Raw genomic sequence first — 24471 nt, 5'->3', positions numbered from 1 at the left:
GCTCGCCGGGGGCGCCCGCTCACAGGACCCGGCGGGGTGACGCCCCATCACCTTCTCAGGGGGCGTCGTGTCTCCCGTCGTCGTCCAGCCGGAACCAGACGGACTTGGATTGCGGCTGCCGGCCGCCGTAGAGGTCGGTCCCCCAGTCGGCGGCGAAGGCGTCCAGGATGCGCAGCCCGCGCCCGCGTTCCGCTTTCGAGGACAGGGCTCTCGCCACGGGGAGGGCGGTGCTGTCGTCGTGCACGTGCACGGTCACCTGACGGTCCGTGACCGTGACGGAGACGGTGACCAGGGGCGCCCGGGTGTGCCGGTGGGCGTTGGTGACCACTTCGGACACGCACAGCTGCGCCACGGAGACGAGCTGGGAGTTCCGGTGGCCGGTGGCCAGCAGCAGATCCCTGAGGAACCAGCGCGCCAGGCCGGCGAGGGCGGGTGTGTTGGGCCCGGTGAAGCTGTAGTTCTCGGGCGGACGGCCGGGCGGCGGTACGGAAGCGGTCAAGGCCATCGTCATGTCGTGGTCTCCCAACGCGGACTGTCGCTGCCTGGGTTTGCGGACGGCTCGCCGCCGTGGCGTCGCCGACCCGGGGGTGTCCAACGGGTCGGCGGTGCCGTGGAGTTGCCGGCGTGCCGCGCCGCACTCTTGGGTGACCATAGGGACATACATGCCCCGGAGCAAGGGTGCCCCCAAAGTCCCATACGAACGGGTGGACCGCCGGATGGATACCCGGCAGACTCTGGGCAGACAGAGGAAGGTGACATGCCACCGAGAGACCATCCGACCGCGCGCCAGGCGCGACTCGGCGCCGAGCTGCGGAAGCTGCGAGAGAGCGCGGGCATGGCCGCTCGCGAGGCAGCCGGACTCCTGTCGATCGACCAGGCCAAGATCAGCCATATAGAAGCCGGGCGAGTGGGCGTCAGCGAGGAGCGGATCCGCCGCCTCGCGACCTTCTACTCCTGCGACGACGCCGGGCTGATCGACGCTCTGTGCACCATCGCCCGCGAGCGTCGCGGGCAGTTCTGGTGGGACGAGTACCGAGGAGTCCTCTCGCCCGGATTCCTCGACATCGCCGAGCTGGAACACCACGCCACCCACCTGCGCTACCTGCAATCCGTGACGTTCCCCGGCGTTTTCCAGACGGAGGACTACGCCCGAGCGCTCTTCGCCGGCGTCATCCCGGCACTTCCGGACGACGAGGTCGAGGCGCGTGTCGAGCACCGCATGAAGCGTCGCCGGATCTTCGAGCGCACCGCTCCACCGGCTTTCGAAGCCACCATCCACGAGGCCGCACTGCGGATGCGCATCGGTGGCCGCAAGGTGATGCGGACACAGCTCGAATTCCTCATGGAGGTGTCCGAGTGGCCATGTGTCACCCTGCGCGTCATCCCGTTCACCGCGGAAGAGTTCGTCGAGGCGACTCAGACCGTGCTCTATGCGGGCGGCGTCGTCCCGCAACTGGACACCGTGCAGATCGACACGCCGTTCGGCGGTCGCTTCCTCGACGCTGTCGCCGAACTCAACAAGTATCGGGCGCTGTTGGATTTCACGCACCGAGTGTCGCTCGATCCCCAAGAGTCTCGGCAATTCATCCATCATGTCGCACGAGAACTGTGAGAAGCCGAAGAATGAGCGCTGACATCCAGTGGCAGAGGTCCTCTTTCTCCGGGGGCGGAGGTGAACAGTGCATAGAGCTCGCGCAGACGTCAGACGCCATCCTGATCCGCGAGAGCGACGACCCGCGAGCCGTCATCACCACCACCCGAAGCAAGCTTGACGCGTTCATCAGCGGAGTGAAGGCGGGAGAGTTCGACCACCTCGTCGGCGGCTGACACTCCCACCTGCACCACAGCCCCTCGCCTCCGGCGGCGAGGGGCTGTTGCCTTTAATCAAGCGACAACCATGCCCCGTAGCACGCTTGCCACTTAGCATTACGTGACGCTACGGCTGCGGCACGTAACCGGCCGGGGCGCGCAGCCCGCCACCGCCGTGCCCGCGTTCGGGCTGCTCACCGCACTCGCCCCCCGCCGGGACGCCCCACGCGTCAAGGATCCGGAGCCGCCATGCCCACCCAACCCCTACCGCTCAGCACACTCGGGGCCGCATCCCTCTTCAACATCCCCGCCACTGCGGGCCCCGGCGTCCTCTGCACATGTGTCGTCGCCAAACCGGGGCCCTCGGGAATCACCCACCGCACCACCGCGCAGAAGCGAGCCAGGACCCCGGCCGAAGCCATCGACTGGATCCGCGTGGCCCTCCGCGCCGCCGCGCCCGCCCTGCCCCCGCAGAAACGCCGCCACGTCCTCTCCTGGGCCGACGGCGACGGGCACCGCACGGCGCTGTCACAACTGCAACGCGGCGAGCCGTACGGCATCTCCGTCTACGCGGACGGCGGGAAGATCACCTGGACGGTGGCGCCACACGCTCCCCGACCGCCCTCTTCAGGGGCGCGACATGAGAACCCCTAACGCACTGCGCCCCGCCAGACAGGGCGGGGCGCAGCGCGGGTGGCGGAGCACGTCTCCGCCGTGAGTCCGTCGGACCCCGGGCCGGGTCGCGCCGATGGCGGCGACGCCCGGTCCGGGCCTGGCTCGACTAGTCGTCGTGCTTGTACAGGTAGACCCAGTTCTCCTTGCCCTGGTCGGCGGGCACATGGACATCGTCAGCGGACCAGTAGTTGGTGCAGCCGTAACCGTGGTAGTACTCGACGCGGACGTCGCCCTTCCACCACCAGCCGGACGTCAGGATGGTCATACCGGAGCGGTTGAAGCACCCCGAAGACCACTGACCATTGTGGGCCGGTCCGCTGACCCGCATCGACATGATGGTGCTCGACGCGTCGGTGAGGCGGATCTGCTGGCCGTTGGTGCCGGCGGCAGCCGTGCCGGCACCGACGACCAGGCCGGCTCCGGCCAGACCGAGTGCGGCGACGGCCGTCACGACCTTCTTCGCTATGCGCATGATTTCCCCCGTGGAATTCGATGACGTACAAGATCATCTTATGGGGGGTGACGGGGCCATGTCCATCATGACCGCGTCAACACGTTCGCCGGTCGGACACGCCGCCGGCCCCCTCAATCGGCTTGCGCTGGAAGACGGTTGACGTACGCCTCCGGTCCGACAACGTCGACAGCCGGGGGCGGCGGGCGCCGCGCGGCAGGTGCAGGAACCGCGCGGCGCGTCCGGGGCCGGCCCGGGGCCGGGATGCCACTCGCCCCCCGAAGGGGGCGGGTGGGTGGGAAAGAGGTGGCGCCTCGAGCCGGGGCCGACTGCGGACCGACGCCCGGGGCACCCGCCCCGGGAGGGGGCGGGTGGGTGGGGAAGACGGGCGCCGGGGTCTCGGACCGGTGGGCCAGAAGGGGCCCGGCCCGGAGGGCTCAGGCGTCGGCCGGGATCGTGCCCAGGCGGCCGGCCTGGAAGTCCTCGACGGCCTGGGCCAGCTCGGCGTGGGTGTTCATCACGAACGGGCCGTAGTGCATCATCGGCTCGCGGATGGGGAGCCCGCCGAGCAGGACGACCTCGAAGTTGGCCGAGCGGGAGTCCTGGGTGCGGTCGGCGCGCAGGGTGAGCGTGTCGCCGGCGCCGAAGACGACGGCCTGGCCCATCCGGAAGGGGCGACCCTCCGCACCGGCGAGGCCGCTGCCGGCCAGGCCGTACGCCAGGGCGTTGAAGTCGGCGCGCCAGGGCAGCACGACCTCGGCACCCGGGCTCACCGACAGGTGGGTCATGGTGATGGGGGTGTGGGTGGCCCCCGGCCCCTGGTGACCCCCGATGTCGCCGGCGATCAGCCGGATCAGCGCGCCGCCGTCGGCCGAGGAGAGCAGCTTGACGCTGCCGCCCCGGATGTCCTGGTACTTCGGCGCGATCATCTTGTCCTTGCGCGGCAGGTTCACCCACAGCTGGAGGCCGTGGAAGAGGCCGCCGCTCAGGACGAGCGCCTCGGGTGGGGTCTCGATGTGCAGCAGGCCGGAGCCCGCGGTCATCCACTGGGTGTCACCGTCGGTGATCACACCGCCGCCCCCGTGCGAGTCCCGGTGCACGAAGGTGCCGTCCATGATGTAGGTGACGGTCTCGAAGCCGCGGTGGGGGTGCCAGGGCGTGCCCTTCGGCTCCCCGGCCGCGTAGTCCACCTCGCCCATCTGGTCCATCATGATGAACGGGTCGAGGTGCTTGTAGTCGATGCCCGCGAAGGCGCGGCGGACGGGGAAGCCCTCCCCCTCGAATCCGCCGGGCGCGGTGGCGACACCGAGCACCGGGCGCTGCCGACCCTCCGCCGGCGCCGCCACGCGCGGGAGGGTCAACGGGTTGTCAACGGTCACAGCTGGCATCACGGCCTCCTCGGTCGTTCAACATTCAACTTAGTTGAAGGGTGAACGACCCGCAAGAGCGCCTTTATTTCCCAGCCATGTCCGGAATGCACCTCGGCCCCCGCGCCCGCGCCCGCGTGGCGGGAGCCGGGCCCCGCGCCCGCGTGGCGGGCACCAGCGGCGGCGGGCACCCGGACCACCGGCTATCCGTACATCCGCCGCATCGCGAAGTCGACCATCTGCTCCACCGCCTTGGCATCGAAGACCATCCGGTGGTCCCCCTCCATGTCGAGCACGAAGCCGTAGCCGGTGGGCAGCAGGTCGATCACCTCGGCGCCCGTGATCACGAAGTACTTCGACTCCTTGCCCGCGTAGCGGCGCAGCTCCTTCAGCGAGGTGAACATCGGGATGACCGGCTGCTGGGTGTTGTGCAGGGCCAGGAAGCCGGGGTTCTCGCCGCGCGGACAGTAGACCTTGGAGGTGGCGAAGATCTGCTGGAAGTCCTCGGCCGACATCGACCCCGTGGTGAAGGCCCGGACCGCGTCGGCCAGCGACGGCGGCGACGGCTCGGGGTAGAGCGGCTGCTCGCCGTAGCCCGGCATCTGCATCTCGGGCGACATGTGCATCTGCGGCTGCTGCGGCGGTGGCGGCGGCGCCGCGTAGCCCTGCCCCACACCCGCGTTCTGGTCGTAGCCGTACATGCGCAGCAGCGTACTGACTGCGGCGCTCCCCGGCTAAAGGGCGCGGTTTCCCGACGCCCGTCCGACCACTCGCCGTCACCGGACGGCTCCACCCAGGGGCCTTGGTCACAGTTGTCCGATAGAGGGTTGCCTCTTATTACCGACGGGTAGCATCATGGCGACTACCGATCGAAGCCTGAAGAGGTCCTGCCTCCCGAGCCTTACGGAGCCCGTCGCCATGGGGCACTACAAGTCGAATCTCCGCGACATCGAGTTCAACCTCTTCGAGGTTCTCGGCCGCGACAAGCTGTACGGCACCGGCCCGTTCGCTGAGATGGACGTCGAGACCGCCAAGAGCGTGCTCTCCGAGATCGCCCGGCTCTCGGAGAACGAGCTCGCCGACTCCTACGCGGACAGCGACCGGAACCCGCCGGTCTTCGACCCCGAGACCAACACCGCCCCCGTCCCGGCCTCCTTCCGGAAGAGCTACGAGGCGTACATGGACGCCGAGTGGTGGCGCCTGGGCGTGCCGGAGGACCTCGGCGGCACCGCCTGCCCGCGCTCGCTGCTCTGGGCCTGCGCGGAGACGATCCTGGGCTCCAACACCCCGATATGGATGTACGCGTCCGGCCCGGCCTTCGCCGGCGTGCTGCACCAGGAGGGCACCGAGGAGCAGCTGAAGATCGCCCAGCAGATGGTGGAGAAGCAGTGGGGCTCCACCATGGTGCTGACCGAGCCGGACGCCGGCTCGGACGTGGGCGCCGGCCGCACCAAGGCGATCAAGCAGGAGGACGGCTCCTGGCACATCGAGGGCGTCAAGCGCTTCATCACCTCGGGTGAGCACGACCTCTCCGAGAACATCATCCACTTCGTGCTGGCGCGTCCGGAGGGCGCGGGCCCGGGCACCAAGGGCCTGTCGCTGTTCGTCGTCCCGAAGTACGACTTCGACTGGGAGACCGGCGAGCTCGGCGAGCGCAACGGCGTCTACGCCACCAACGTCGAGCACAAGATGGGCCTGAAGGCGTCCAACACCTGTGAGATGACCTTCGGCGCCAACCACCCGGCCAAGGGCTGGCTGCTCGGCGAGAAGCACGACGGCATCCGCCAGATGTTCAAGATCATCGAGTTCGCCCGGATGATGGTCGGCACGAAGGCCATGGCCACCCTCTCCACCGGCTACCTCAACGCCCTGGAGTACGCCAAGGAGCGGGTGCAGGGCCCGGACCTGGCCGCCTTCACCGACAAGGCCTCGCCGCGCGTCTCCATCACCCACCACCCCGACGTGCGTCGCTCGCTGATGACCCAGAAGGCGTACGCCGAGGGTCTGCGCGCGCTCGTCCTCTACACCGCCAGCGTCCAGGACGAGATCGAGGTCCTGACCGCCGCCGGCGAGGACGCCTCCGCCGCGAACCGCCTCAACGACCTGCTGCTGCCCATCGTCAAGGGCTACGGCTCGGAGAAGGCGTACGAGCAGCTGGCCCAGTCCCTGCAGACCATCGGCGGCTCCGGCTACCTCCAGGAGTACCCGCTGGAGCAGTACATCCGGGACGCCAAGATCGACACCCTCTACGAGGGCACCACCGCCATCCAGGGCCAGGACTTCTTCTTCCGGAAGATCGTCCGCGACCAGGGCCTGGCGCTCACCGCCCTCTCCGAGGAGATCAAGAAGTTCCTGGCCGAGGCCGCCGGCGGCGAGGACCTGGCCGCCGCCCGCGACCAGCTCGCCAAGGCCGCGGTGGACCTGGAGGGGATCGTCGGCGCCATGCTGACCGACCTCGCCGCCACCGAGCAGGACGTCAAGGCCATCTACAAGGTCGGCCTCAACGCCACCCGGCTGCTGATGGCCACCGGTGACGTGGCCCTCGGCTACCTGCTGCTCAAGGGTGCCGCCGTCGCCGCCGACAAGCTGCCGTCCGCCTCCGCCAAGGACGTGGCCTTCTACACCGGAAAGATCGCCGCCGCGAAGTTCTTCGCCAAGGAGATCCTGCCGGGCGTCTCCGTGCAGCGCACGATCGCCGAGAGCGTCGACCAGTCGCTGATGGAGCTGGACGAGGCCGCCTACTAGGCCCGCCGACGGCTCATCCCCGGGGGGATCTCCCCCTCGACCCCGCGCCGGGGCCCGTTCCTCCAAGGAGCGGGCCCCGGCCGCTCCTTATCCTGAGGACATGAGCTACGCGTACCGCTTCGACCGCGGCCACACCGACGACCTGCTCTCCTTCCTCGCGGCCGGCCCCTCCCCGTACCACGCGGTGGCAGCCGCCGCCGAGCGCCTGGAGAAGGCCGGCTTCCGTCAGGTCGAGGAGACCGACGCCTGGGACGGCCAGGCGGGCGGCAAGTACGTGCTCCGCGGCGGCGCGATCGTCGCCTGGTACGTGCCCGAGGGCGCGAGCCCCGCCACCCCGTACCGCATCGTGGGCGCCCACACCGACTCGCCCAACCTGCGGGTGAAGCCGATCCCGGACACCGGCGCGCACGGCTGGCGGCAGATCGCCGTCGAGATCTACGGCGGCCCGCTGCTCAACACCTGGCTCGACCGCGACCTGGGGCTCGCCGGCCGGCTCTCGCTGCGCGACGGCGGCGAACGCCTGGTCAACATCGACAGACCCCTGCTGCGCGTGCCCCAACTCGCCATCCACCTCGACCGGTCGGTCAACACCGAGGGCCTCAAGCTCGACCGCCAGCGCCACATGACCCCCGTCTGGGGCCTCGGCGACACCCGCGAGGGCGACCTGCTGCGCTTCCTCGCCGAGGAGTGCGGGGTGCACGCGGCCGACATCACCGGCTGGGACCTGATGACGCACAGCGTGGAGCCCCCGGCCTATCTGGGCCGCGACCGGGAGCTGGTCGCCGGTCCGCGGATGGACAACCTGCTGTCGGTGCACGCCGGTACGGCCGCGCTCGCCGCCGTCGCCTCCCGCACCGACCGCACCACCCCGCTGCCGTACATCCCGGTGCTCGCCGCCTTCGACCACGAGGAGAACGGCAGCCAGTCCGACACCGGCGCCGAGGGCCCGCTGCTCGGCAACGTGCTGGAGCGCTCGGTCTTCGCCCGCGGCGGCGGCTACGAGGACCGGGCGCGGTCCCTCGCCGGCACCGTCTGCCTGTCCTCCGACACCGGCCACGCCGTCCACCCCAACTACGCCGACCGACACGAGCCGGGCCACCACCCGGTGCCCAACGGCGGCCCCATCCTCAAGGTCAACGTCAACCAGCGGTACGCCACCGACGGCCGCGGCCGGTCCGTCTTCGCCGCCGCCTGCGAGCGCGCCGGCGTGCCGTGGCAGAGCTTCGTCTCCAACAACGCGGTGCCCTGCGGCACCACCATCGGCCCCATCACCGCCGCCCGACACGGCATCACCACCGTCGACATCGGTGTCGCGATCCTGTCCATGCACTCGGCGCGCGAGCTGTGCGGCGCGGAGGACCCCCATCTGCTGGCCACCGCGCTCGCCTCGTTCCTGGAAGGCTGAGGTGGAGTTCGGACTGCTCGGCCCGGTCGCCGTCACCACCCCCGGGCACGGACCGCTGCCCCTGGGCCCGACCAAGCGGCGCAGCGTGCTGGCCATGCTGCTGCTCCAGCCCAACACCACCGTCTCGGTGGAGCAGTTGATCGCCTGCCTGTGGGAGGAGGAGCCGCCGGTCCACGCGCGCACGGTCATCCAGGGCCATGTCTCCCAGCTCCGCGCCGCCCTCGCCACCGGGGGCGCGGAGGCGTACGGCGTCGAGCTGGACACCGTCGGCCGCGCCTACCGGCTGCGCACCCCGGAGACGCTGGTGGACGCGCACCGGTTCAGCGAACTGGCCGCGCTGGCCCGGCCGGAGGACGAGCCGGCCCACGCCATCGACCTGCTCCGCGAGGCGCTGTCGCTGTGGCGCGGCCCGGCCCTGACCGGCACCGTCTCCAGCCCCCCGTTCGCCGCGGCCGCGCACGCCCTGGAGGAGCGCCGGCTGGCCGCCGTGGAGTCCCTCGCCACCGCCCACGTCACGCTGGGCGAACACGACCGCGCCGCCGCCGCCCTGGCCCCCCAGGCCGCCGCCCACCCCCTCCGCGAGGGGCTCGTGGCCGCCCTCATGCTCGCCCTCTACCGCATCGGCCGGCAGTCCGACGCCATCGACTGCTACCACCGCACCCGCCGGATGCTCGCCGACGACCTCGGCGTCGATCCGGGCGAACGGCTGCGCGGGGCGTACGAGGAGATCATCACCGGGGCGCCGACCCGCCGTCCGGAGACGCACGGCCGCCCGGCCGGTCGGCCCGCTCCGTACGGGGCGCCGTCCCCCGCCGGCCCCGGCCTCGGCTCCGGCCTCGGCTCCGGCCTCGGCCCCGGCCCCGTCTCTGGCCCCGTCTCTGGCCTCGGCTCCGGCCTCGGCGGGCCGAGGGACACCACGGCCCCGCAGCAGCCGGGAGACACCCCCGCCGTGTCCTGGGGCGTGGGTCCGGCGGGCGGGACCGAGGCCGCCGCGCCCCGCCCGCGATGGGCGCGGCCGGAGAGCCCCGCCGCCTCGGGGAGCGACGCCCCCGCGACGCCCGCGCCGCAGCTGCTGCCCCGGCCGCCCGCCGGATTCCTGGGCCGGGACGCGGAGTTGGCGCAGCTCACCCGGCTGGCGCTGCCGGAGGCGGAGTGCGCGGAGGACAGCAGGGTGGCCCTGGTGACCGGGCCGGCGGGAGTCGGCAAGACGGCGCTGGCGGTGCGCTGGGGGCACGCGCACGCGAGGGCCTTCCCCGACGGGCGGCTCTTCGCCGACCTGCGCGGGTTCAGCGCGCAGGAGGCCGCCGAACCCGCCCACGTCCTGCGGGACTTCCTGCTGACCCTGGGTGTGGCCGCCGACCGCATACCCGAGTCGGTGGAGGCGGCCTCCGCGCTGTACCGGTCGCTGGCGGCCGGCCGCCGGCTGCTGGTGGTGCTGGACAACGCGGGCAGCTCCGCCCAGGTGCGTCCACTGCTGCCGGCCGGCCTGAACTGCGTGACCCTGGTGACCAGCCGCAGCCGGCTGGACGGGCTGGTGGCCACCGACTCGGCTCGCTCGCTGCGGCTGCACGCGCTCGGCCCCGAGGACGGCGTGGCGCTGCTCGGCGCCGTGCTCGGGCCCGATCGCGTCGCCGAGGATCCGGCGGCGGCCCAGGAGCTGGTCGCGCTCTGCAACGGGCTGCCGCTGGCGCTGCGCGCGGCCGCCGCCCAGCTCACCGCCCGCCCCCGCTGGCGGCTCGCCCGCCTCGCGGCCGCGCTGCGCGACGAACGCCAGCGACTCGCCCTGCTCTCCGCCGAGGACACCGGCGTGTCGGCGGCCCTGCGGGCCTCCGTCGCCCGGCTCTCGGCCGACGACGTACGGCTCCTCGCCACCCTCGGCACCAGCTTCGCCCGAGAGGTGGACGCGGCCGCGGTGGCCGAGGTGGCCGGCGCCGACCCCGAGCGCACCAGGGACGCGCTGGACCGGCTGGCCGAGATGCACCTGATCGACGAGGAGGCCACCAACCGGTACGTCATGACGGACCTGGTCAAGCTGTTCGCCCAGGACGAGGAGGGCCCGACGGAGCCGCGTTAGGGGATGCGGTCGCGGCCGTTGACGACGGGCAACCCGATCGCGTTAGCGAGACGTTAGCGGCGCGGCAACGCGCTGGCAGTGAAGCGGCAGCGTGGCACGGCAGGCTCATAGCCGTACCGACCGACAGGCCGTCACCAGCCGCTCGCTTCACTTTCGGGGGACCCGTCATGAGCATCAACTCCGCCGCCCGCCGCGCCCGCCTCCACTCCGTTCGCATCGCCGCCACCGCCGTGGCCGCGCTGGCCGCCACGGTCGTGCTGAGCGCCTGCGGCTCCGACGACGACGGGGTGAAGAAGTCCCGGGGCCAGGCGAGCACCACGGTGACGCCGGAGGCGGACGCGCCGCAGGGTGCCGGGGGCACCGAGGCGGACGCCGCGTCGACCGGGAAGACCGGCGGCACCGGCGGTACGGGGGGCGGCGCCCACAAGCCCGGCTCCGGCGCGACCGACGTGACGGGCGGCTCCGGCACCCAGGGCAAGAACGGCGGCACCGGCACCGGCACCGGCACCGGCACCGAGAAGAGCGGTGGCACCGGCGCCGAGAAGAACGGCGGTTCGGACACCGCGAAGAACGGCGGCACCGGCGGCGGCACCGAGAAGGGCGCCATCACGCCGTGCACCAACGCCGGCACCTCGCTCGGCGTCGCCCCCGCCAAGCGCCCGGTCAACTACCAGCTGATCACCCTGACCAACACCGGCAGCCGCAGCTGCACGGTGATCGGCTACCCGGTGGTGACCTTCGGCCCCGACCTGGACGGCTCCGCCGACAAGCGCCGGGACACCCACCCGCAGGCCGTGGTGACCCTGAAGCCGGGCGAGTCGGCCTACGCCGGGCTGAACACCAGCCCGGCGGACCAGCAGGACGACGGCAAGCGCCCGCACGCCACGTCGATCTCGGTGGACCTGATGAAGGAGGACGGCGCGACCTACGTCGGTCAGCCGCGCCGCTCGCCGGTCTCGGACCTGTTCGTCTCCGACCCGACCGTCACCGCCTGGCAGCAGGACGTCGCCGACGCCCTCCTCTGAGCGCCCGCACCGAAGCGCCCGAGGCCGGGCGCCCGCACCGAAGCGTCCGGGGCCGAGAGCCCGGACCCGAACGACGTCAGGCGTCCATGCCCGCCAGCACCAGCGGCAGCCGGGGCGTGCCCTCCGCGGTCACGCGGACCGGCACGCCCCAGTCCTGTTGGTGGACGTGGCAGGCGGGGTACTCGTTGGCCGGGTCGTCGTCGCAGGAGGCGGCCATCGCGGAGACGTGCAGCACGCCCTCCGTGACACCGTCGGCGAGCACCAGTTCCCGGCTCAGATCGGTTCCCTGGCCCGCGCCCTGCGCCAGCAGCTCCGGCGGGGTGGAGCTGACCAGCAGCCGGGTCGACGGCCCGTAGCGGGTGTCGAGCTTCTGACCGGCCGGGGCCTGGAAGATCACGTCCAGCCGGAGGCCGCCCGGGGCGACCTCGGTGGCCGCGCGCTGGGTGCGGTGCGCCACCGCCTCCACCCGCACGGCCTCCTCGGGCAGGCGCAGCCGCGTCAGCCGGTGCCGCGCTGACTCCACCACCACGATGTCCCCGTCGACCAGCACCGCGTCGGAGGGCTCGCGCAGATCGGTGGCGAGGGTGGTGACCTCGCCGGTGGCGGGCTCGTAGCGACGCAGCGCGTGGTTGTACGTGTCGCTGACCGCGACCGAGCCGTCGGGCAGCGCGGTGACGCCCAGCGGGTGCTGGAACAGCGCCTGGTCGGCGGCGCCGTCGCGGTGGCCGAAGTCGAAGAGTCCGGTGCCGACGACGGTGTGCACCACCAGCTCCCGGTCGATCCAGCGCAGGGCGCTGGTCTCGGAGTCGGCGATCCACAGCCGGTCCTCGGTGGCGGCGAGCCCCGAGGGCTGGGCGAACCACGCCTCGGCCGCGGGCCCGTCGACCAGCCCCTCGTTGGTCGTGCCGGCGGCGACCTCGACGGTGCCCTCCGCCGGGTCGTAGCTCCACAGCTGGTGGACGCCGGCCATCGCGATCCACAGCCGGTCGGCGAACCAGGCCAGGTCCCACGGCGAGGAGAGGTCCACCTCCCGGGCGGGCCCGCTCGTCGCCGAGCCCTGCCACCACTGCCGGCCGGTGCCGGCGATCGTGGTCACCTCGCCGGTGGCCGGGTCGAGCCGGCGCAGCGCGTGGTTGACGGTGTCGGCGACGACCACCGCGCCGTCCGGCAGGAGCGCGAGCCCCTGCGGCTCGCTGAACCGGGCCTGCTCGGCCGGCCCGTCGACGAGGCCGCGCTCGCCGGTGCCGATCCGCCGCACCACCGTCTCCCCGTCGGCGGCCAGCTCCACGAGCTGGTGCCGGGTGGTGTCGGAGACCAGGAAGCCGCCGCCCTCCAGCAGCAGCGCCTTGCCGGGGAAGCGCAGATCGGTGGCGACCGGCTCCGGCGCCACATACGGGCCGTCGCCGCGGCGCAGTGTGCCCTTGGCCCCGTGCTCCGCCTCCAGCTCCGCCACCAGGGTGGCGATGGCGTGCGCATGGCCCTCGCCGGCGTGCTGGGCGACCACATAGCCCTCGGGGTCGATCACCACCAGCGTCGGCCAGGCCCGCACCGCGTACTGCTTCCAGGTGGCGAGCTCGGGGTCGTCCAGCACCGGGTGGTGCACCTCGTACCGCTCGACGGCGTCGACGACCGCCTGGTGGTCGGCCTCGTGCGCGAACTTCGGGGAGTGCACCCCGATGATCACCAGGGTGTCGCGGTGCTTCTCCTCCAGCTCCCGCAGCTCGTCCAGGACGTGCAGGCAGTTCACACAGCAGAACGTCCAGAAGTCCAGGATCACGATGCGCCCGCGCAGCGCGGCGAGCGAGAGATCGGTACCACCGGTGTTCAGCCAGCCGCCCTCGCCGATGAGCTCGGGGGCGCGGACGCGTGCACGTGTAGCCATGTCGACATCCAACCTCACCCCCCGGGGGCCCATTCCCGGCGTCCGGCATCCGGGACGCCCGGTGTCGTACGGCGGACACCCGGTACGTGGTCAGGCCGGACACGCGGTACGGCGGACGCCCGGTACGCCGCGTCCCGCTACAGGCGCCGGTCCTTCAGCGCCGGGAACTCCTCGCGGGTCTTGGCCACCCGCGCCAGGTCCAGCTCGACGCTGAGCACCTCCTCCTCGGCGCCCGCCTCGGCGAGGACCTCGCCCCAGGGGTCGACGACGACGCTGTGCCCGGCCTGCGGAACGCCGCCGTGGGTGCCGGCGGTGCCGCAGGCGAGGACGTACGCCTGGTTCTCCACCGCGCGGGCGCGGGCCAGCAGGGTCCAGTGCTCGCGACGGCGGGCCGGCCAGCCGGCGGGGATCACCAGCAGTTGGGCGCCGCCGTCGACCAACAGCCGGAACAGCTCGGGGAAGCGCAGGTCGTAGCAGGTGGCCAGGCCCAGGGTGACCCCGGGCAGGGAGACGGTGACGGCCTCCTCGCCCGGCGCCATCATGACCGCCTCACCCTGGTCGAAGCCGAAGCGGTGGATCTTGCGGTAGGTGCGGACCAGCGCGCCGTCGGGCGCGAAGACCAGCGAGGTGTTGTAGAGGACGCCGCCCTCGGCCCGCTCCACGACGGAGCCCGCGTGCAGCCACAGCCGCGCGTCGCGGGCGGCCGCCGACATCGCCTCGGCGGTGGGCCCGTCGAGGGCCTCGGCCTCGGCGGCGAAGGACTCGTAGGCGAAGGCGCCGACGGGCCAGAGCTCCGGCAGCACCACCAGGTCCGCCCGGCCCTCCTGCTCGCGGACCAGCCCGGCGGCGCGCGCCCGGCGCCTTTCCACCGACTCGTCCGGGTCCACACCGATCTGGATCAGGGAGGCGCGCACAACTACCACCGCTCTCACTCGTGTCGAGTCACGTCGAGCCACGTCGGTCCGGTCACCGGGACCTACGAGGAGCCTTGCGCAGAGCCTACGATCAGAGGCGAAAGACCTGCCGGGGTGCCCTTGCGCAGCGTAACTTAATCGCCTAACAGCACCCAGCCCGCGTACAACCGCCCGAGGGGTCCCGTGACCGTCCATCCCAGCCTGCAGACCTCCGTCGACGCTTGGACCCATTCCGTCGAAGCGATATCCGAGTTGGTGGCGCCACTCGTGGAGGGCGAGTGGAACCGGGCCACCGAATGCCCCGGTTGGTCGGTGCGGGACGTCGTCTCGCACGTCATCGGCCTGGAGACCGAGATGCTCGGGGATCCCCGCCCGATCCACTCGCTGCCGCGCGACCTGTTCCACGTCACCGATGAACTCTCCCGGTACATGGAGGTTCAGGTGGATGTGCGGCGCTGCCACACCGCGCCCGAGATGACGTCCGAACTGGAGTACACCGTCATCCGCCGGTCCCGCCAGCTGCGCAACGAGAAGCGCTCCCCCGACACCCTGGTGCGCGGCCCGCTCGGCGGCGCGGAGGTCACCCTGGAACGCGCCCTGCTGCTGCGGGCCTTCGACGTCTGGGTACACGAACAGGACCTGCGTCGGGCGCTGGGCCGGCCCGGCAACCTGGACTCCCCCGGCGCCCACGTCGCCCGTGATGTGCTTCTGCACGGCCTGCCCAAGATCGTCGCCAAGCTCGCCGCCGCGCCCGCCCACTCGACCGTGGTGCTCGACGTCACCGGCCCCGTGGAGTTCATGCGCACCGTCCGCGTCGACGCCGAGGGGCGCGCGACGCTCGACGGCAGCGTCTCGCTCGGTCCCACCGTCACGCTCTCCATGGACTGGGAGACGTATGTGCGGCTGAGCTGCGGCCGGGTGCGCCCGGAGGCCGTCGCCGACCAGCTCAAGACCGACGGCGACCTGGACCTCGCCCAGGCGATCCTGCGGAACTTCTCCCTGACCCCGTAGCCGCGCCCCGGAGCCGGACGCCGCGGCCGGACCCCGTGGCCGGGCCCCCTGGCCTCCGCGGCCGGTCGCGGGACAATCGAGGTATGACCGAGCGCAAGCCCCCCGGCGTCAGCTTCGAGTCGTTCGCCGACAAGCAGATACGCGAGGCCGAGGCCCGCGGCGACTTCGCCGACCTGCCCGGCTTCGGTAAACCCCTCCCCGGCCTCGACGTGCCGTACGACGAGGAGTGGTGGATCAAGCGCAAGATGGCCCGCGAGCACCTGTCCGTGCTGCCTCCGACGCTCGCCCTGCGGAAGGAGGCGGAGGACGCGCTGGCCGCGGCGGAGCACGCCGCGAGCGAGTCCCAGGTGCGCCGGATCATCGCCGAGATCAACGAGAGGATCCGGGAGAACCTCCGGCGCCCGCCCAGCGGCCCCCCGCTGGGCCTGACGCCCTTCGACCCGGAGGCCGTCGTCCGCGACTGGCGTGAACGCCGCCACGGCGCCTGAGAGCCTGCCCCGTACGCAGGGGCTCCGCGGGACGTGCCTGCATGGGCCGTCGATCGTCTGCGGGTCCGTTGTCGCTGGTCGCGCCCACGCGGCGGCAGCCGCACATCTGGCACAGCCCCGCGCCCCTTCGGGCGCTGCTGAGCCGCAGCCGAACGCACTACAGCCGCTCAGACCGGTACGTGGACGGCCTCCACGCGGCTGGCCACCACCCGCTCCCGCTCCCGTCGGTGCGCGCGTCCGCGCAGCCGCAGGATCTGGACGGTGCCCAGCGCCTGGAGTACGAAGATCGAGGCGAAGGCGGCCCGGTAGTCGTCGCCGGTGACGTCCAGGAGCACGCCGATGGCCAGCAGGGTGGTCATGGACGCGATGAAACCGCCCATGTTGACGATGCCGGAGGCGGTGCCGATGCGCTCGGGCGGGTTGGCCGGCCGGGCGAAGTCGAAACCGATCATGGAGGCGGGGCCGCAGGCGCCCAGCACCACGCAGAGCGTGATCAGCAGCCACAGCGGGGCATGCCCGCGCGGCCAGGACAGCACCGCCGCCCAGCTGAGCGCGGTGGCGGCGACGGTGCCCAGCGCCAGCGGCGTACGGGCGGCGTGGTGGCGGGCGATGATCTGCCCGTAGACCAGGCCGATCACCATGCTGGAGAGCACCACCAGGGTCAGCAACTCGCTGGCGGTGGCGCGGGACAGCCCCTGCGCCTCCACCAGGAACGGCATCCCCCACAGCAGCAGGAAGACGAGGGCGGGGAACTGGCCGGTGAAGTGCACCCACATCCCCAGCCGGGTGCCCGGCTCCCGCCAGGCGTCGGCGATCTGCCGCCGGACGAAGCCCCGGCCGCCGCCGCGGGCGGCCGGGGGCGGCTCGTGCCCCTTGGGGTGGTCGCGCAGGAAGAGCACCGCCAGCGACACCACCAGCGCCCCGCCGACGGCACTGCCCGCGAAGGTGCGCGTCCAGCCGAAGTGGTGCAGCAGTTGGGCAAGGACCAGCGTCGAGATCAGGTTGCCCGCCATTCCGCACAACGCCGCCACCTGGGCTATCAGCGGCCCCCTGCGGGCGGGGAACCAGCGGGCGCCCAGCCGCAGCACGCTGATGAAGGTCATCGCGTCCCCGCAGCCGAGCAGCGCGCGGGAGGCCAGCGCCATGCCGTAGGAGTGCGAGAAGGCGAAGCCGGTCTGGCCCAGGGTGAAGAGCAGCGCGCCCAGCGTGAGGACCTTGCGGGTGCCCAGCCGGTCGACCATCAGGCCGACGGGTATCTGCATGCCGGCGTAGACCAGCAGTTGGAGGATGGAGAAGGTGGACAGCGCGGAGGCGTTGATGTCGAAGCGCTCCGCCGCGTCCAGCCCCGCCACTCCCAGGCTGGTGCGGTAGGTTATGGCGACGAAGTAGACCGCCACGCCCAGCCCCCAGACGAGGACCGCGCGGCGCCCGCCCGGTGGGTCGCCGGGCAGGGCGGCTATCTCTCCCCCCGCCGCGCTCATCGCACGTCACCGCGGGCGAGGTTGCGCACCCATCCCACGTGCCGGTGCACCACGGCGGCGGCCGCGTCCGCGTCGCCCGCGCGCAGCGCGTCGAGGATCTCGCCGTGCTCGGCGATGTTCTTGGCGATCCGGTCGGGGTGGGCGTGCATCACCGCGACGCCCATCCGCAGCTGTCGGTCGCGCAGCTGGTCGTAGAGCCGGTAGAGGATCTGGTTGCCCGCACTGCGGACGATCTCGGCGTGGAAGGCGCGGTCGCTGTCGGCGACGGCGGCCAGGTCGCCGGCGTCCGCGTGCCGCTGCTGCTCGGCGAGGAGCAGCGCCAGCCGGTCCAGCAGCTCGGCGCGCGGCGCCAGGGCGGCCTTGCGCACCGCGTGCTCCTCGACCAGCAGCCGGGTCTCCACCACGTCGGCGATCTCCTGCGCCGACACCGGCAGCACCAGGGCGCCCTTCTTGGGGTAGAGCTTGATCAGCCCCTCGACCTCCAGGCGCAGCAGGGCCTCGCGGACGGGGGTGCGGGAGACGCCGACCGCCTCGGCGAGATCGCCCTCGGTCAGCAGTGTGCCGCCCTCGTAGCTGCGGTCGAGGACGGCACGTTTGACGTGGGCGTAGACGCGCTCGGCGGCGGGTGGCTGCTTGGCCGACGCGGGGGCCGCCGCGGAGGGCGCGGCGGCTTCGGACCCCGCGGCGGAGGCGCGCGGACGATGGGCTGCGGGAGCGGGGGCGGGGACCATGCACACATCATAGATACAACACGTATACGTGGGCAGGGCCCGTCCGCGATCCGGGATGAGCCCTGCCCAAAGCCGCTGTCCTCGGCTGCCGTTCGGCCCTCACCAGGCGACCGGCAGCTCCAGCGGGTAGCGCCAGATGGAGTTGGTGTTCCAGGGCACCTCGTCCTCCGACACGGCCAGCTTCAGGCCGGGGAAGCGGTCCAGCAGCGTGCCGATCGCGACCTCGAACTCCAGGGAGGCCAGCGGGGCGCCGAGACAGTGGTGACCTCCCCAGCCGAAGGTCATGTGCGGCTGCGAGGGCCGCTCCAGGTCCAGCTCGTCGGGCCGCTCGAACCTGTCCCCGTCCCGGTTGGCGGCCAGGTAGGAGACGTGCACGAAGTCGCCGGCGCGGATCGTCACCCCGCCCAGCTCCACGTCCTCCACGGCGACCCGCGGGATGCCGACGCCCTTGCGGAACGGGATGTAGCGCAGCAGCTCCTCGATCGCCTGCCCGCGCTTCTCCGGCCGGTCGCGCAGCGTGGAGAGCACCTCGGGCCGGGTGAGCATGGTGTACGAGATGTTCCCGATCTCGTACGTGGTGGTGTCCTGGCCGGTGATGAGCAACACCATGGCCATGACCGTCAGTTCGTCGTCGTCGAGGATCTCGTCCCCGTCACGGGCCGTGGCCAGGGTGCTGATCAGGTCGTCGCCGGGGTTCGCCCGTCGCTCCGCGGTCACCTCGGCGAAGTAGGCGCGCAGCTCGGCCTTGGCCCGGATGGCGTCCTCCTTGCCCGCGGCCCCCATGCGCATCATCGTCCAGGCGTGGGAGCGCAGCGTGGGACGGTCCGACTCCGGAATGTCGAGGACCTCGCAGATCGTCGTCATGGGCAGCGGCTGCGCGAGGTGCTTGAACAGGTCGGCGGGCGGGCCGTGCTCCGCCATCCGGTCCAGCAGCTCGTCCACCACGTGCTGGGTGCGCTCCCGCATGCGCTCCACATGCCGCGGCGCGAAGCCCTTGGAGACCAGGCTGCGCAGCCGGCTGCTGGCGGGCGGGTCCATCACGTTGATCGCCTCGGGCTGCACGATGGGCTCCGGCGTCAGCCGCGGGTAGTCCCGGCCCACGACCGCGTTCCGGCTGAACCGACGGTCGGTGGTGACCGCCCGCACGTCCTCGTACCGGGTGACCAGCCATGCCTCGCCGTCGCCGTACGGCAGCCGGATGCGGGCGATGGGGCCCTCCTCCATCAGCTTCCGCAGCGTGGGGTCGAACTCCAGCCCCTGGGCGAAGTCGAAGGGGCAGGTCGTGACGTCGGGTTCCATGACGGGTGCTCCAAACTAGGCGGATACGCGGCGGGTACGCGGCGGGGGGGGACGCGGGCACGCGGCGGGTACGGGGTGCGGTACGGCACGGCTACGGGCGCGACGCGGGCGCCGCCGCCTCAGCGGTGGCCGTTCTCCTGCCAGGTGCCGATCGTCATCTCGGCGGTGATCCCCGGCCCGAAGCCCGCGATGATGCCGCGCGCGGAGTGCTTCATCGAGCCCTCCTCGAAGAGCCGGTCCAGCGCGTCCAGCACCAGCGCACTGGCGATGTTGCCGTACTCGGTCAGCGTCGCCTTGCTGTGCCGGAACACCTCCGGCGGTACGTCCAGGAACTTGACCAGGTCGTCCAGGAGCCGGGGACCGCCCGCGTGCACGATGTAGAAGTCCAGCCCGGAGGCGTCCCAGCCATGGCCCTCCATCAACTCCCGCAGCACCGGGGCGAGCTGCTCCATCGTCCCCGGCACCCGCTTGTCCAACTGGAAGTGGAAGCCGGTGGCCTTGATCGCGTAGCTGATCCAGTCCTCGGTCCCCGGCACCAGGTGCGAGCCGTTCCGCTCCAGCCGGATCCCGCTCCCGGTCTCCCCGCCCTTGATGACCGCCGCCGCGATGCCGTCGCCGAACAGCCCGTCCGACAGCAGCTGCCCGATGCCCACGTCCGTCGGCTGGTAGCACAGCGAGCAGAACTCACACGCCACGATCAGCGCGTTCTTGTCCGGGTAGGCCATGCAGAAGTCATGCGCCCGGTTGATCGCCGCCCCACCGGCGGCACAGCCCATCTGCGCGATGGGCAGTTGTCGCGTCACCGGCTTGAAGTCCATCGCGTTGATCAACCACGCCGTCATCGACGGCATCATGAAGCCGGTGCACGAGACGTAGACGATCAGGTCGATGTCCGTCGTCTCCAGCTCCGCGTTGGTCAGCGCCTGCCGGATCACGTCCGGCACCCGCTTCTTCGCGTGCTCCTCGTACAACCGGTTCCGGGTCTCGAAACCCGGGTGCTCCAGGGTCTCGGCCATCGGCCGGATGATGTGACGCTCACACACCCCCGTGTGCTCGATGAGCCGTAGTACCAGCGGTAGATGCGGATGGTCCGCATGTATTCGACTGGCCAGTTCGAGGGTTTCGTCCAGGGTGACGACGTGCTCCGGCACCGCCACCGCTGGCCTGCACAAGACCGCCACGGTTCGCATCCTTCGCGCCTGGCCCAGGGCATGTCCCCTTGGCTGTAACCCGATGGCACCACGCCCCCGGGCGAGCCGCCCGCGGTATACGTCCGTACGAGCGACCCCACCGACGCACCGCCCGGAAGGGCAGTGCCTTGCGCCGTACCTTGCGCCGTACCTTGTGGCCACGCACCACGGGGCGGCATTCGGCCCGGCCGGGTGCGGCTTTCGTCTCGCGCCTTCGGCGCAGAACGGGCAACAACGGCGAGGGAGGGGGCGAGCACAGCACCATCGCCGCCCGGCGGCCCGGTGGAAGGTGACGGCCCCCACCGGCAGCGGCAGGGCGCCGGTGACCGAGATCGCCCGTCTGATCCATCTAATGCGCTGATCCGCGACGCCTGCGGTACCCCTTCTCCGAGTCGTTTGACCGGTTACTTGCCCTGGATCAAGCGATTATGAGGAGGGGTGTCTGGTCCCAGCGGAAACCGGAAGCTCCCCCTCCGCTGCGAATCTTTGCGCCGGAGGCGCGAGACGATACCCGCGCCCGGCCGATCCGAATGCCGCCCAACGCCACTGAGCCGCCCCACGCGTTCCGGCCACAACGCGATGGCTAGTCCGGCGCCGCCCTCATCGTCTGCGTGGTACTGACGGTTCCCGTCACCGAGGTCTTCGTCAGGGAACGCTGGCTTCGCCGCTGGTGGTACGCGCTTCCAGTGGCCCTGGGTTTGGCCGCACTGCTCCGGCTGACAGCTTTCGCACCCTCGCTCTGACATGGGTTACGGGCGAACGAAGTCCTCGACTCCGCCCACACCCGATCGGCATTCCGGCAGGCGCACTGTGGCTGGTCAGCCCCGGGCGAGCCGCGCCGCCGATTAAACTCGAAGGGCCATCGGTCCGCGAGGAGTCGCCATGGACACCAAGACCTACGACCGTCTGCGCGCCATCGCCGTCGAACTCCCCACCGAGCCCCCCATCTGGGCCGTCGAGATCGACGAGGAGGGCATCACTCTGATGATGAGCCCGGTCAAGCGGCACGAGCTCATTACGCTGCGGCTGCGGCGTCAGCTCGACGCGCAGTTGGCCGAGACCCATCCGGAGCTGGTGGCGCACAGCGGGCCGGAGATCGAATCGCCCGCGATACAGCGCATGCGTCGACCCGACCTGCTCGTTCTCCCCGAGTCCGTGCTGGAGGAGGAGGGCGACTACGTGGACCCGGTCGATGTCGTCCTCATCGCGGAGGTCGTCTCACGCTCGAACCCGGACAACGACTACGAACGCAAGATGCGGGACTACCCGGCGATGGGCATCCCCACGTACCTGATCATCGACCCGCGCAAGGGGACGGTCGCCGTGCTCGGTGACCCCGGAGCAGGGCCGGACGGGCCCCGCTACCGGGCTCGTCACGACTACGTCTTCGGGGACACCGTTCCGGTCGGTCCGTGGAAGGTCACGACGGACGAGTTCCTCTTGTACGAGCAGTGAAGTCGGCCGGAGCGGGGCACACAGCGTCCCCGCCCCGGCCGACGACAGGTCAGCCCCAGGTGATGAGCCGCTTCGGGTTCTCCAGGATCGCCGCCGTGTCGGCGAGGACCTTGGAGCCCAGTTCGCCGTCGACCAGGCGGTGGTCGAAGGAGAGGGCGAGGGTGGTCACCTGGCGCGGCTTGACCTTGCCCTTGTGGACCCACGGCTGGAGCTTGATGGCTCCGACGGCGAGGATCGCCGACTCGCCGGGGTTGAGGATGGGGGTGCCGGTGTCGACGCCGAAGACGCCGACGTTGGTGATGGTGACCGTGCCGCCGGACATGTCCGCCGGGCTGGTCTTGCCCTCGCGGGCGGTCGCGACCAGGTCGGCCAGGGCCGTCGCCAGCTCGGGGAGGGTCTTGGCGCCCGCGTCCTTGATGTTCGGGACGATCAGACCGCGCGGCGTGGCGGCCGCGATGCCGAGGTTGACGTAGTCCTTGTAGACGATCTCCTGCGCGGCCTCGTCCCAGGCGGCGTTGATCTCCGGGTTGCGCCGGATGGCGAGCAGCAGCGCCTTGGCGACCAGCAGCAGCGGGTTGATGCGCAGCCCGGCCAGGTCCGGGTCCTGCTTGAGCTCCGCCACGAGCTTCATGGTGCGGGTGACGTCGACGGTGACGAACTCCGTGACGTGCGGGGCGGTGAAGGCGCTGGCGACCATCGCCTGGGCGGTGGCCTTCCGTACGCCCTTGACGGGGACGCGGCGCTCGCGGGCGCCGGCCGGTACCACCTCCGCGACGGGCTCCGCCACCGGCTGGGCGACCGGCGCCGCGGGCGCGGCCGCCTTGTGGACGTCCTCGCGGGTGATGGTGCCGTCCGGGCCGGTCGGGGTGACCGTGGCCAGGTCGATGCCCAGGTCCTTGGCGAGCTTGCGGACCGGGGGCTTGGCCAGCGGCCGGGCGGCGGTGGGGGCCGCGAAGGCGGAGGCGGTCGGCAACGGCGCGCCGACATGGCCGTTGAGCTCGCCCTGGAGGGCCGCCGCCGCGGGGTTCGGCTGCGCCGGGACCGGCTGGCCCGGGCGCGGCTTGCGCGGGCGGCGCTTGGTGGAGGACGGGGCGGCGCCGTAGCCGACGAGCACCGCCTGACGGCCCTGGGGCTCCTCGTCCTCGGTGGAGGTGGTGGCAGCGGCGGAGGTGGCGGCCGCGGGGGCCGGGGCCGGCTCGCCCTCGGACGCCCCCGTGTCCACGGTGATGATCACCGTGCCGACGTCCACCGTGACGCCCTCGCCGAAGCGCAGCTCGTGCACCACTCCGTCGTAGGGGATGGGCAGTTCGACGGCGGCCTTGGCGGTCTCGACCTCGCAGACCACCTGACCGTCCGACACCGTGTCGCCCGGGGCGACGTACCACTTGAGGATCTCGGCCTCGGTGAGCCCCTCGCCCACGTCGGGCATCTTGAACTCGCGGAAGCGCTGATCGGTTGCAGCCATGGTCACGACTCTCCTCAAGCCCTTCAGTACGCCAGCGCGCGGTCGACGGCGTCGAGCACTCGGTCCAGTCCCGGAAGGTACTCGTCCTCGAGCCGGGACGGCGGGTACGGGGCGTGGAAGCCGCCAACCCGCAACACCGGGGCCTCCAGGTGGTAGAAGCACCGCTCGGTGATCCGAGCGGCGATCTCCGAGCCCGTGCCCAGGAAGACCGGAGCCTCGTGCACCACCACCAGCCTGCCGGTCTTCTCGACCGATCGCTGGATGCTGTCGAAGTCGATCGGCGACATGGACCGCAGGTCCAGCACCTCGATCGACTTGCCCTCCTCCGCGGCGGCCGCGGCGGCGTCCAGGCAGACCTTCACCATCGGGCCGTAGGCCGCCAGCGTCAGGTCGGCGCCCTCGCGCGCCACCCGCGCCGCGTGCAGCGGGTCGGGGATGGCGGAGACGTCGACCTCGGACTTGTCGTGGTAGCGACGCTTGGGCTCGAAGTAGATCACCGGGTCGTCGCTCTGGATGGCCTGCTGGAGCATCCAGTAGGCGTCCGAGGCGTTCGACGGGGAGACCACCTTCAGGCCCGCGACATGCGCGAACAGGGCCTCGGGAGACTCGCTGTGGTGCTCGACGGCGCCGATGGCACCGCCGTAGGGGATGCGGATGACGACCGGCAGCTTGACCTTGCCGAGCGCACGGGCGTGCATCTTCGCCAGCTGCGTGACGATCTGGTCGTACGCGGGGAAGACGAAGCCGTCGAACTGGATCTCGGCGACGGGGCGGTAGCCGCGCAGCGCCAGACCGATGGCGGTGCCGATGATGCCGGACTCGGCCAGCGGGGTGTCGATGACGCGGTCCTCACCGAAGTCCTTCTGCAGACCGTCGGTGATCCGGAAGACGCCGCCGAGCTTGCCGACGTCCTCACCCATGATCAGGACCTTGGGGTCGTTCTCCAGCGCGGTGCGCAGCGACGCGTTGATCGCCTTGGAGAGCGACATCTTCTCGCCGGCCAT

General features: G+C 71.8%; 22 protein-coding genes. 10 read left to right on the top strand and 12 right to left on the bottom strand.

The window, feature by feature from the left end; translation table 11 throughout:
- Positions 1 to 55: 55 nt before the first annotated feature.
- Entirely contained in the window at positions 56 to 511 is a 456-nt protein-coding gene (locus CD790_RS34550) for an ATP-binding protein (RefSeq protein ID WP_186318983.1), read from the bottom strand.
- A 246-nt stretch (positions 512 to 757) separates the two neighbouring features.
- Here CD790_RS34550 and CD790_RS12410 point away from each other — a divergent pair, with 246 nt between their 5' ends.
- The 3 genes from CD790_RS12410 (at position 758) to CD790_RS12400 (ending at position 2463) form a co-directional block, all read left to right on the top strand.
- Entirely contained in the window at positions 758 to 1612 is an 855-nt protein-coding gene (locus CD790_RS12410; protein ID WP_144383225.1) for a helix-turn-helix transcriptional regulator, read from the top strand.
- Positions 1613 to 1623: 11 nt separating this feature from the next.
- Positions 1624 to 1827, top strand: coding sequence for a DUF397 domain-containing protein (locus CD790_RS12405; protein WP_144383224.1), 204 nt, complete (start codon positions 1624 to 1626; stop codon positions 1825 to 1827).
- Between the two features lie 231 nt (positions 1828 to 2058).
- On the top strand, positions 2059 to 2463 hold the full coding sequence (locus tag CD790_RS12400; protein WP_144383223.1) for a hypothetical protein: 405 nt from the start codon (positions 2059 to 2061) through the stop codon (positions 2461 to 2463).
- Positions 2464 to 2590: 127 nt separating this feature from the next.
- Here CD790_RS12400 and CD790_RS12395 read toward each other — a convergent pair whose 3' ends face one another.
- From CD790_RS12395 to CD790_RS12385, 3 genes are all read right to left on the bottom strand, one after another.
- Positions 2591 to 2956: a hypothetical protein gene (locus CD790_RS12395; protein WP_144383222.1), complete on the bottom strand. Its 366-nt coding sequence runs from the start codon at positions 2954 to 2956 to the stop codon at positions 2591 to 2593.
- 416 nt (positions 2957 to 3372) lie between these two features.
- A complete protein-coding gene (locus CD790_RS12390) occupies positions 3373 to 4323 on the bottom strand; it encodes a pirin family protein (protein WP_144383221.1) in 951 nt (316 codons plus the stop codon).
- 182 nt (positions 4324 to 4505) lie between these two features.
- Positions 4506 to 5003, bottom strand: a complete 498-nt coding sequence (locus CD790_RS12385; protein WP_144383220.1) for an SseB family protein — start codon at positions 5001 to 5003, stop codon at positions 4506 to 4508.
- A gap of 217 nt (positions 5004 to 5220) precedes the next feature.
- Here CD790_RS12385 and CD790_RS12380 point away from each other — a divergent pair, with 217 nt between their 5' ends.
- From CD790_RS12380 to CD790_RS12365, 4 genes are all read left to right on the top strand, one after another.
- Entirely contained in the window at positions 5221 to 7047 is a 1827-nt protein-coding gene (locus CD790_RS12380) for an acyl-CoA dehydrogenase (protein ID WP_144383219.1), read from the top strand.
- A gap of 100 nt (positions 7048 to 7147) precedes the next feature.
- The gene (locus CD790_RS12375) at positions 7148 to 8452 is read left to right on the top strand and encodes a M18 family aminopeptidase (protein WP_144383218.1); all 1305 of its coding nucleotides are present in this window, start codon (positions 7148 to 7150) and stop codon (positions 8450 to 8452) included.
- Position 8453: 1 nt separating this feature from the next.
- Positions 8454 to 10526: an AfsR/SARP family transcriptional regulator gene (locus tag CD790_RS12370; protein WP_144383217.1), complete on the top strand. Its 2073-nt coding sequence runs from the start codon at positions 8454 to 8456 to the stop codon at positions 10524 to 10526.
- Positions 10527 to 10693: 167 nt separating this feature from the next.
- Complete coding sequence (locus tag CD790_RS12365) at positions 10694 to 11551, top strand: DUF4232 domain-containing protein (RefSeq protein WP_144383216.1); 858 nt, start codon at positions 10694 to 10696, stop codon at positions 11549 to 11551.
- Between the two features lie 76 nt (positions 11552 to 11627).
- On the opposite strand, the gene CD790_RS12360 is transcribed toward CD790_RS12365, so the two are convergent.
- Positions 11628 to 13433 (bottom strand): NHL domain-containing thioredoxin family protein, encoded by a 1806-nt coding sequence (locus CD790_RS12360; RefSeq protein ID WP_144383215.1) that lies wholly within the window; start codon positions 13431 to 13433, stop codon positions 11628 to 11630.
- Positions 13434 to 13570: 137 nt separating this feature from the next.
- Positions 13571 to 14347 (bottom strand): carbon-nitrogen family hydrolase, encoded by a 777-nt coding sequence (locus tag CD790_RS12355; protein WP_144383214.1) that lies wholly within the window; start codon positions 14345 to 14347, stop codon positions 13571 to 13573.
- A 183-nt stretch (positions 14348 to 14530) separates the two neighbouring features.
- Here CD790_RS12355 and CD790_RS12350 point away from each other — a divergent pair, with 183 nt between their 5' ends.
- Both CD790_RS12350 and CD790_RS12345 read left to right on the top strand, forming a co-directional pair.
- Positions 14531 to 15358 carry a maleylpyruvate isomerase family mycothiol-dependent enzyme gene (locus CD790_RS12350; protein ID WP_144383213.1) on the top strand — a complete coding sequence of 276 codons (828 nt, stop codon included), beginning with the start codon at positions 14531 to 14533 and terminating at the stop codon, positions 15356 to 15358.
- Between the two features lie 83 nt (positions 15359 to 15441).
- On the top strand, positions 15442 to 15846 hold the full coding sequence (locus CD790_RS12345) for a DUF1992 domain-containing protein (protein ID WP_144383212.1): 405 nt from the start codon (positions 15442 to 15444) through the stop codon (positions 15844 to 15846).
- A gap of 167 nt (positions 15847 to 16013) precedes the next feature.
- On the opposite strand, the gene CD790_RS12340 is transcribed toward CD790_RS12345, so the two are convergent.
- From CD790_RS12340 to CD790_RS12325, 4 genes are all read right to left on the bottom strand, one after another.
- Positions 16014 to 17327 (bottom strand): nitrate/nitrite transporter, encoded by a 1314-nt coding sequence (locus CD790_RS12340; protein WP_144383211.1) that lies wholly within the window; start codon positions 17325 to 17327, stop codon positions 16014 to 16016.
- Positions 17324 to 18058, bottom strand: a complete 735-nt coding sequence (locus tag CD790_RS12335) for a GntR family transcriptional regulator (RefSeq protein ID WP_144383210.1) — start codon at positions 18056 to 18058, stop codon at positions 17324 to 17326. The genes CD790_RS12340 and CD790_RS12335 overlap by 4 nt, the downstream gene beginning before the upstream one ends.
- A gap of 99 nt (positions 18059 to 18157) precedes the next feature.
- Complete coding sequence (locus CD790_RS12330) at positions 18158 to 19357, bottom strand: cytochrome P450 (protein WP_144383209.1); 1200 nt, start codon at positions 19355 to 19357, stop codon at positions 18158 to 18160.
- Positions 19358 to 19476: 119 nt separating this feature from the next.
- Positions 19477 to 20538 carry a type III polyketide synthase gene (locus CD790_RS12325; protein ID WP_144383208.1) on the bottom strand — a complete coding sequence of 354 codons (1062 nt, stop codon included), beginning with the start codon at positions 20536 to 20538 and terminating at the stop codon, positions 19477 to 19479.
- Between the two features lie 891 nt (positions 20539 to 21429).
- Here CD790_RS12325 and CD790_RS12320 point away from each other — a divergent pair.
- Complete coding sequence (locus CD790_RS12320; RefSeq protein ID WP_186318982.1) at positions 21430 to 22002, top strand: Uma2 family endonuclease; 573 nt, start codon at positions 21430 to 21432, stop codon at positions 22000 to 22002.
- Positions 22003 to 22051: 49 nt separating this feature from the next.
- Here the strand turns inward: CD790_RS12320 and CD790_RS12315 are convergent, their stop codons facing one another.
- Both CD790_RS12315 and CD790_RS12310 read right to left on the bottom strand, forming a co-directional pair.
- Positions 22052 to 23467: a dihydrolipoamide acetyltransferase family protein gene (locus CD790_RS12315; RefSeq protein ID WP_144383207.1), complete on the bottom strand. Its 1416-nt coding sequence runs from the start codon at positions 23465 to 23467 to the stop codon at positions 22052 to 22054.
- Between the two features lie 23 nt (positions 23468 to 23490).
- Entirely contained in the window at positions 23491 to 24471 is a 981-nt protein-coding gene (locus CD790_RS12310) for an alpha-ketoacid dehydrogenase subunit beta (RefSeq protein WP_144383206.1), read from the bottom strand.

The sequence above is a fragment of the Streptomyces sp. SAJ15 genome, from assembly GCF_007595705.1.
Lineage (GTDB): Bacteria > Actinomycetota > Actinomycetes > Streptomycetales > Streptomycetaceae > Streptomyces.
Note: the sequence above shows the minus strand (reverse complement) of the source record. Positions and strands in the feature narration are given on the sequence as shown.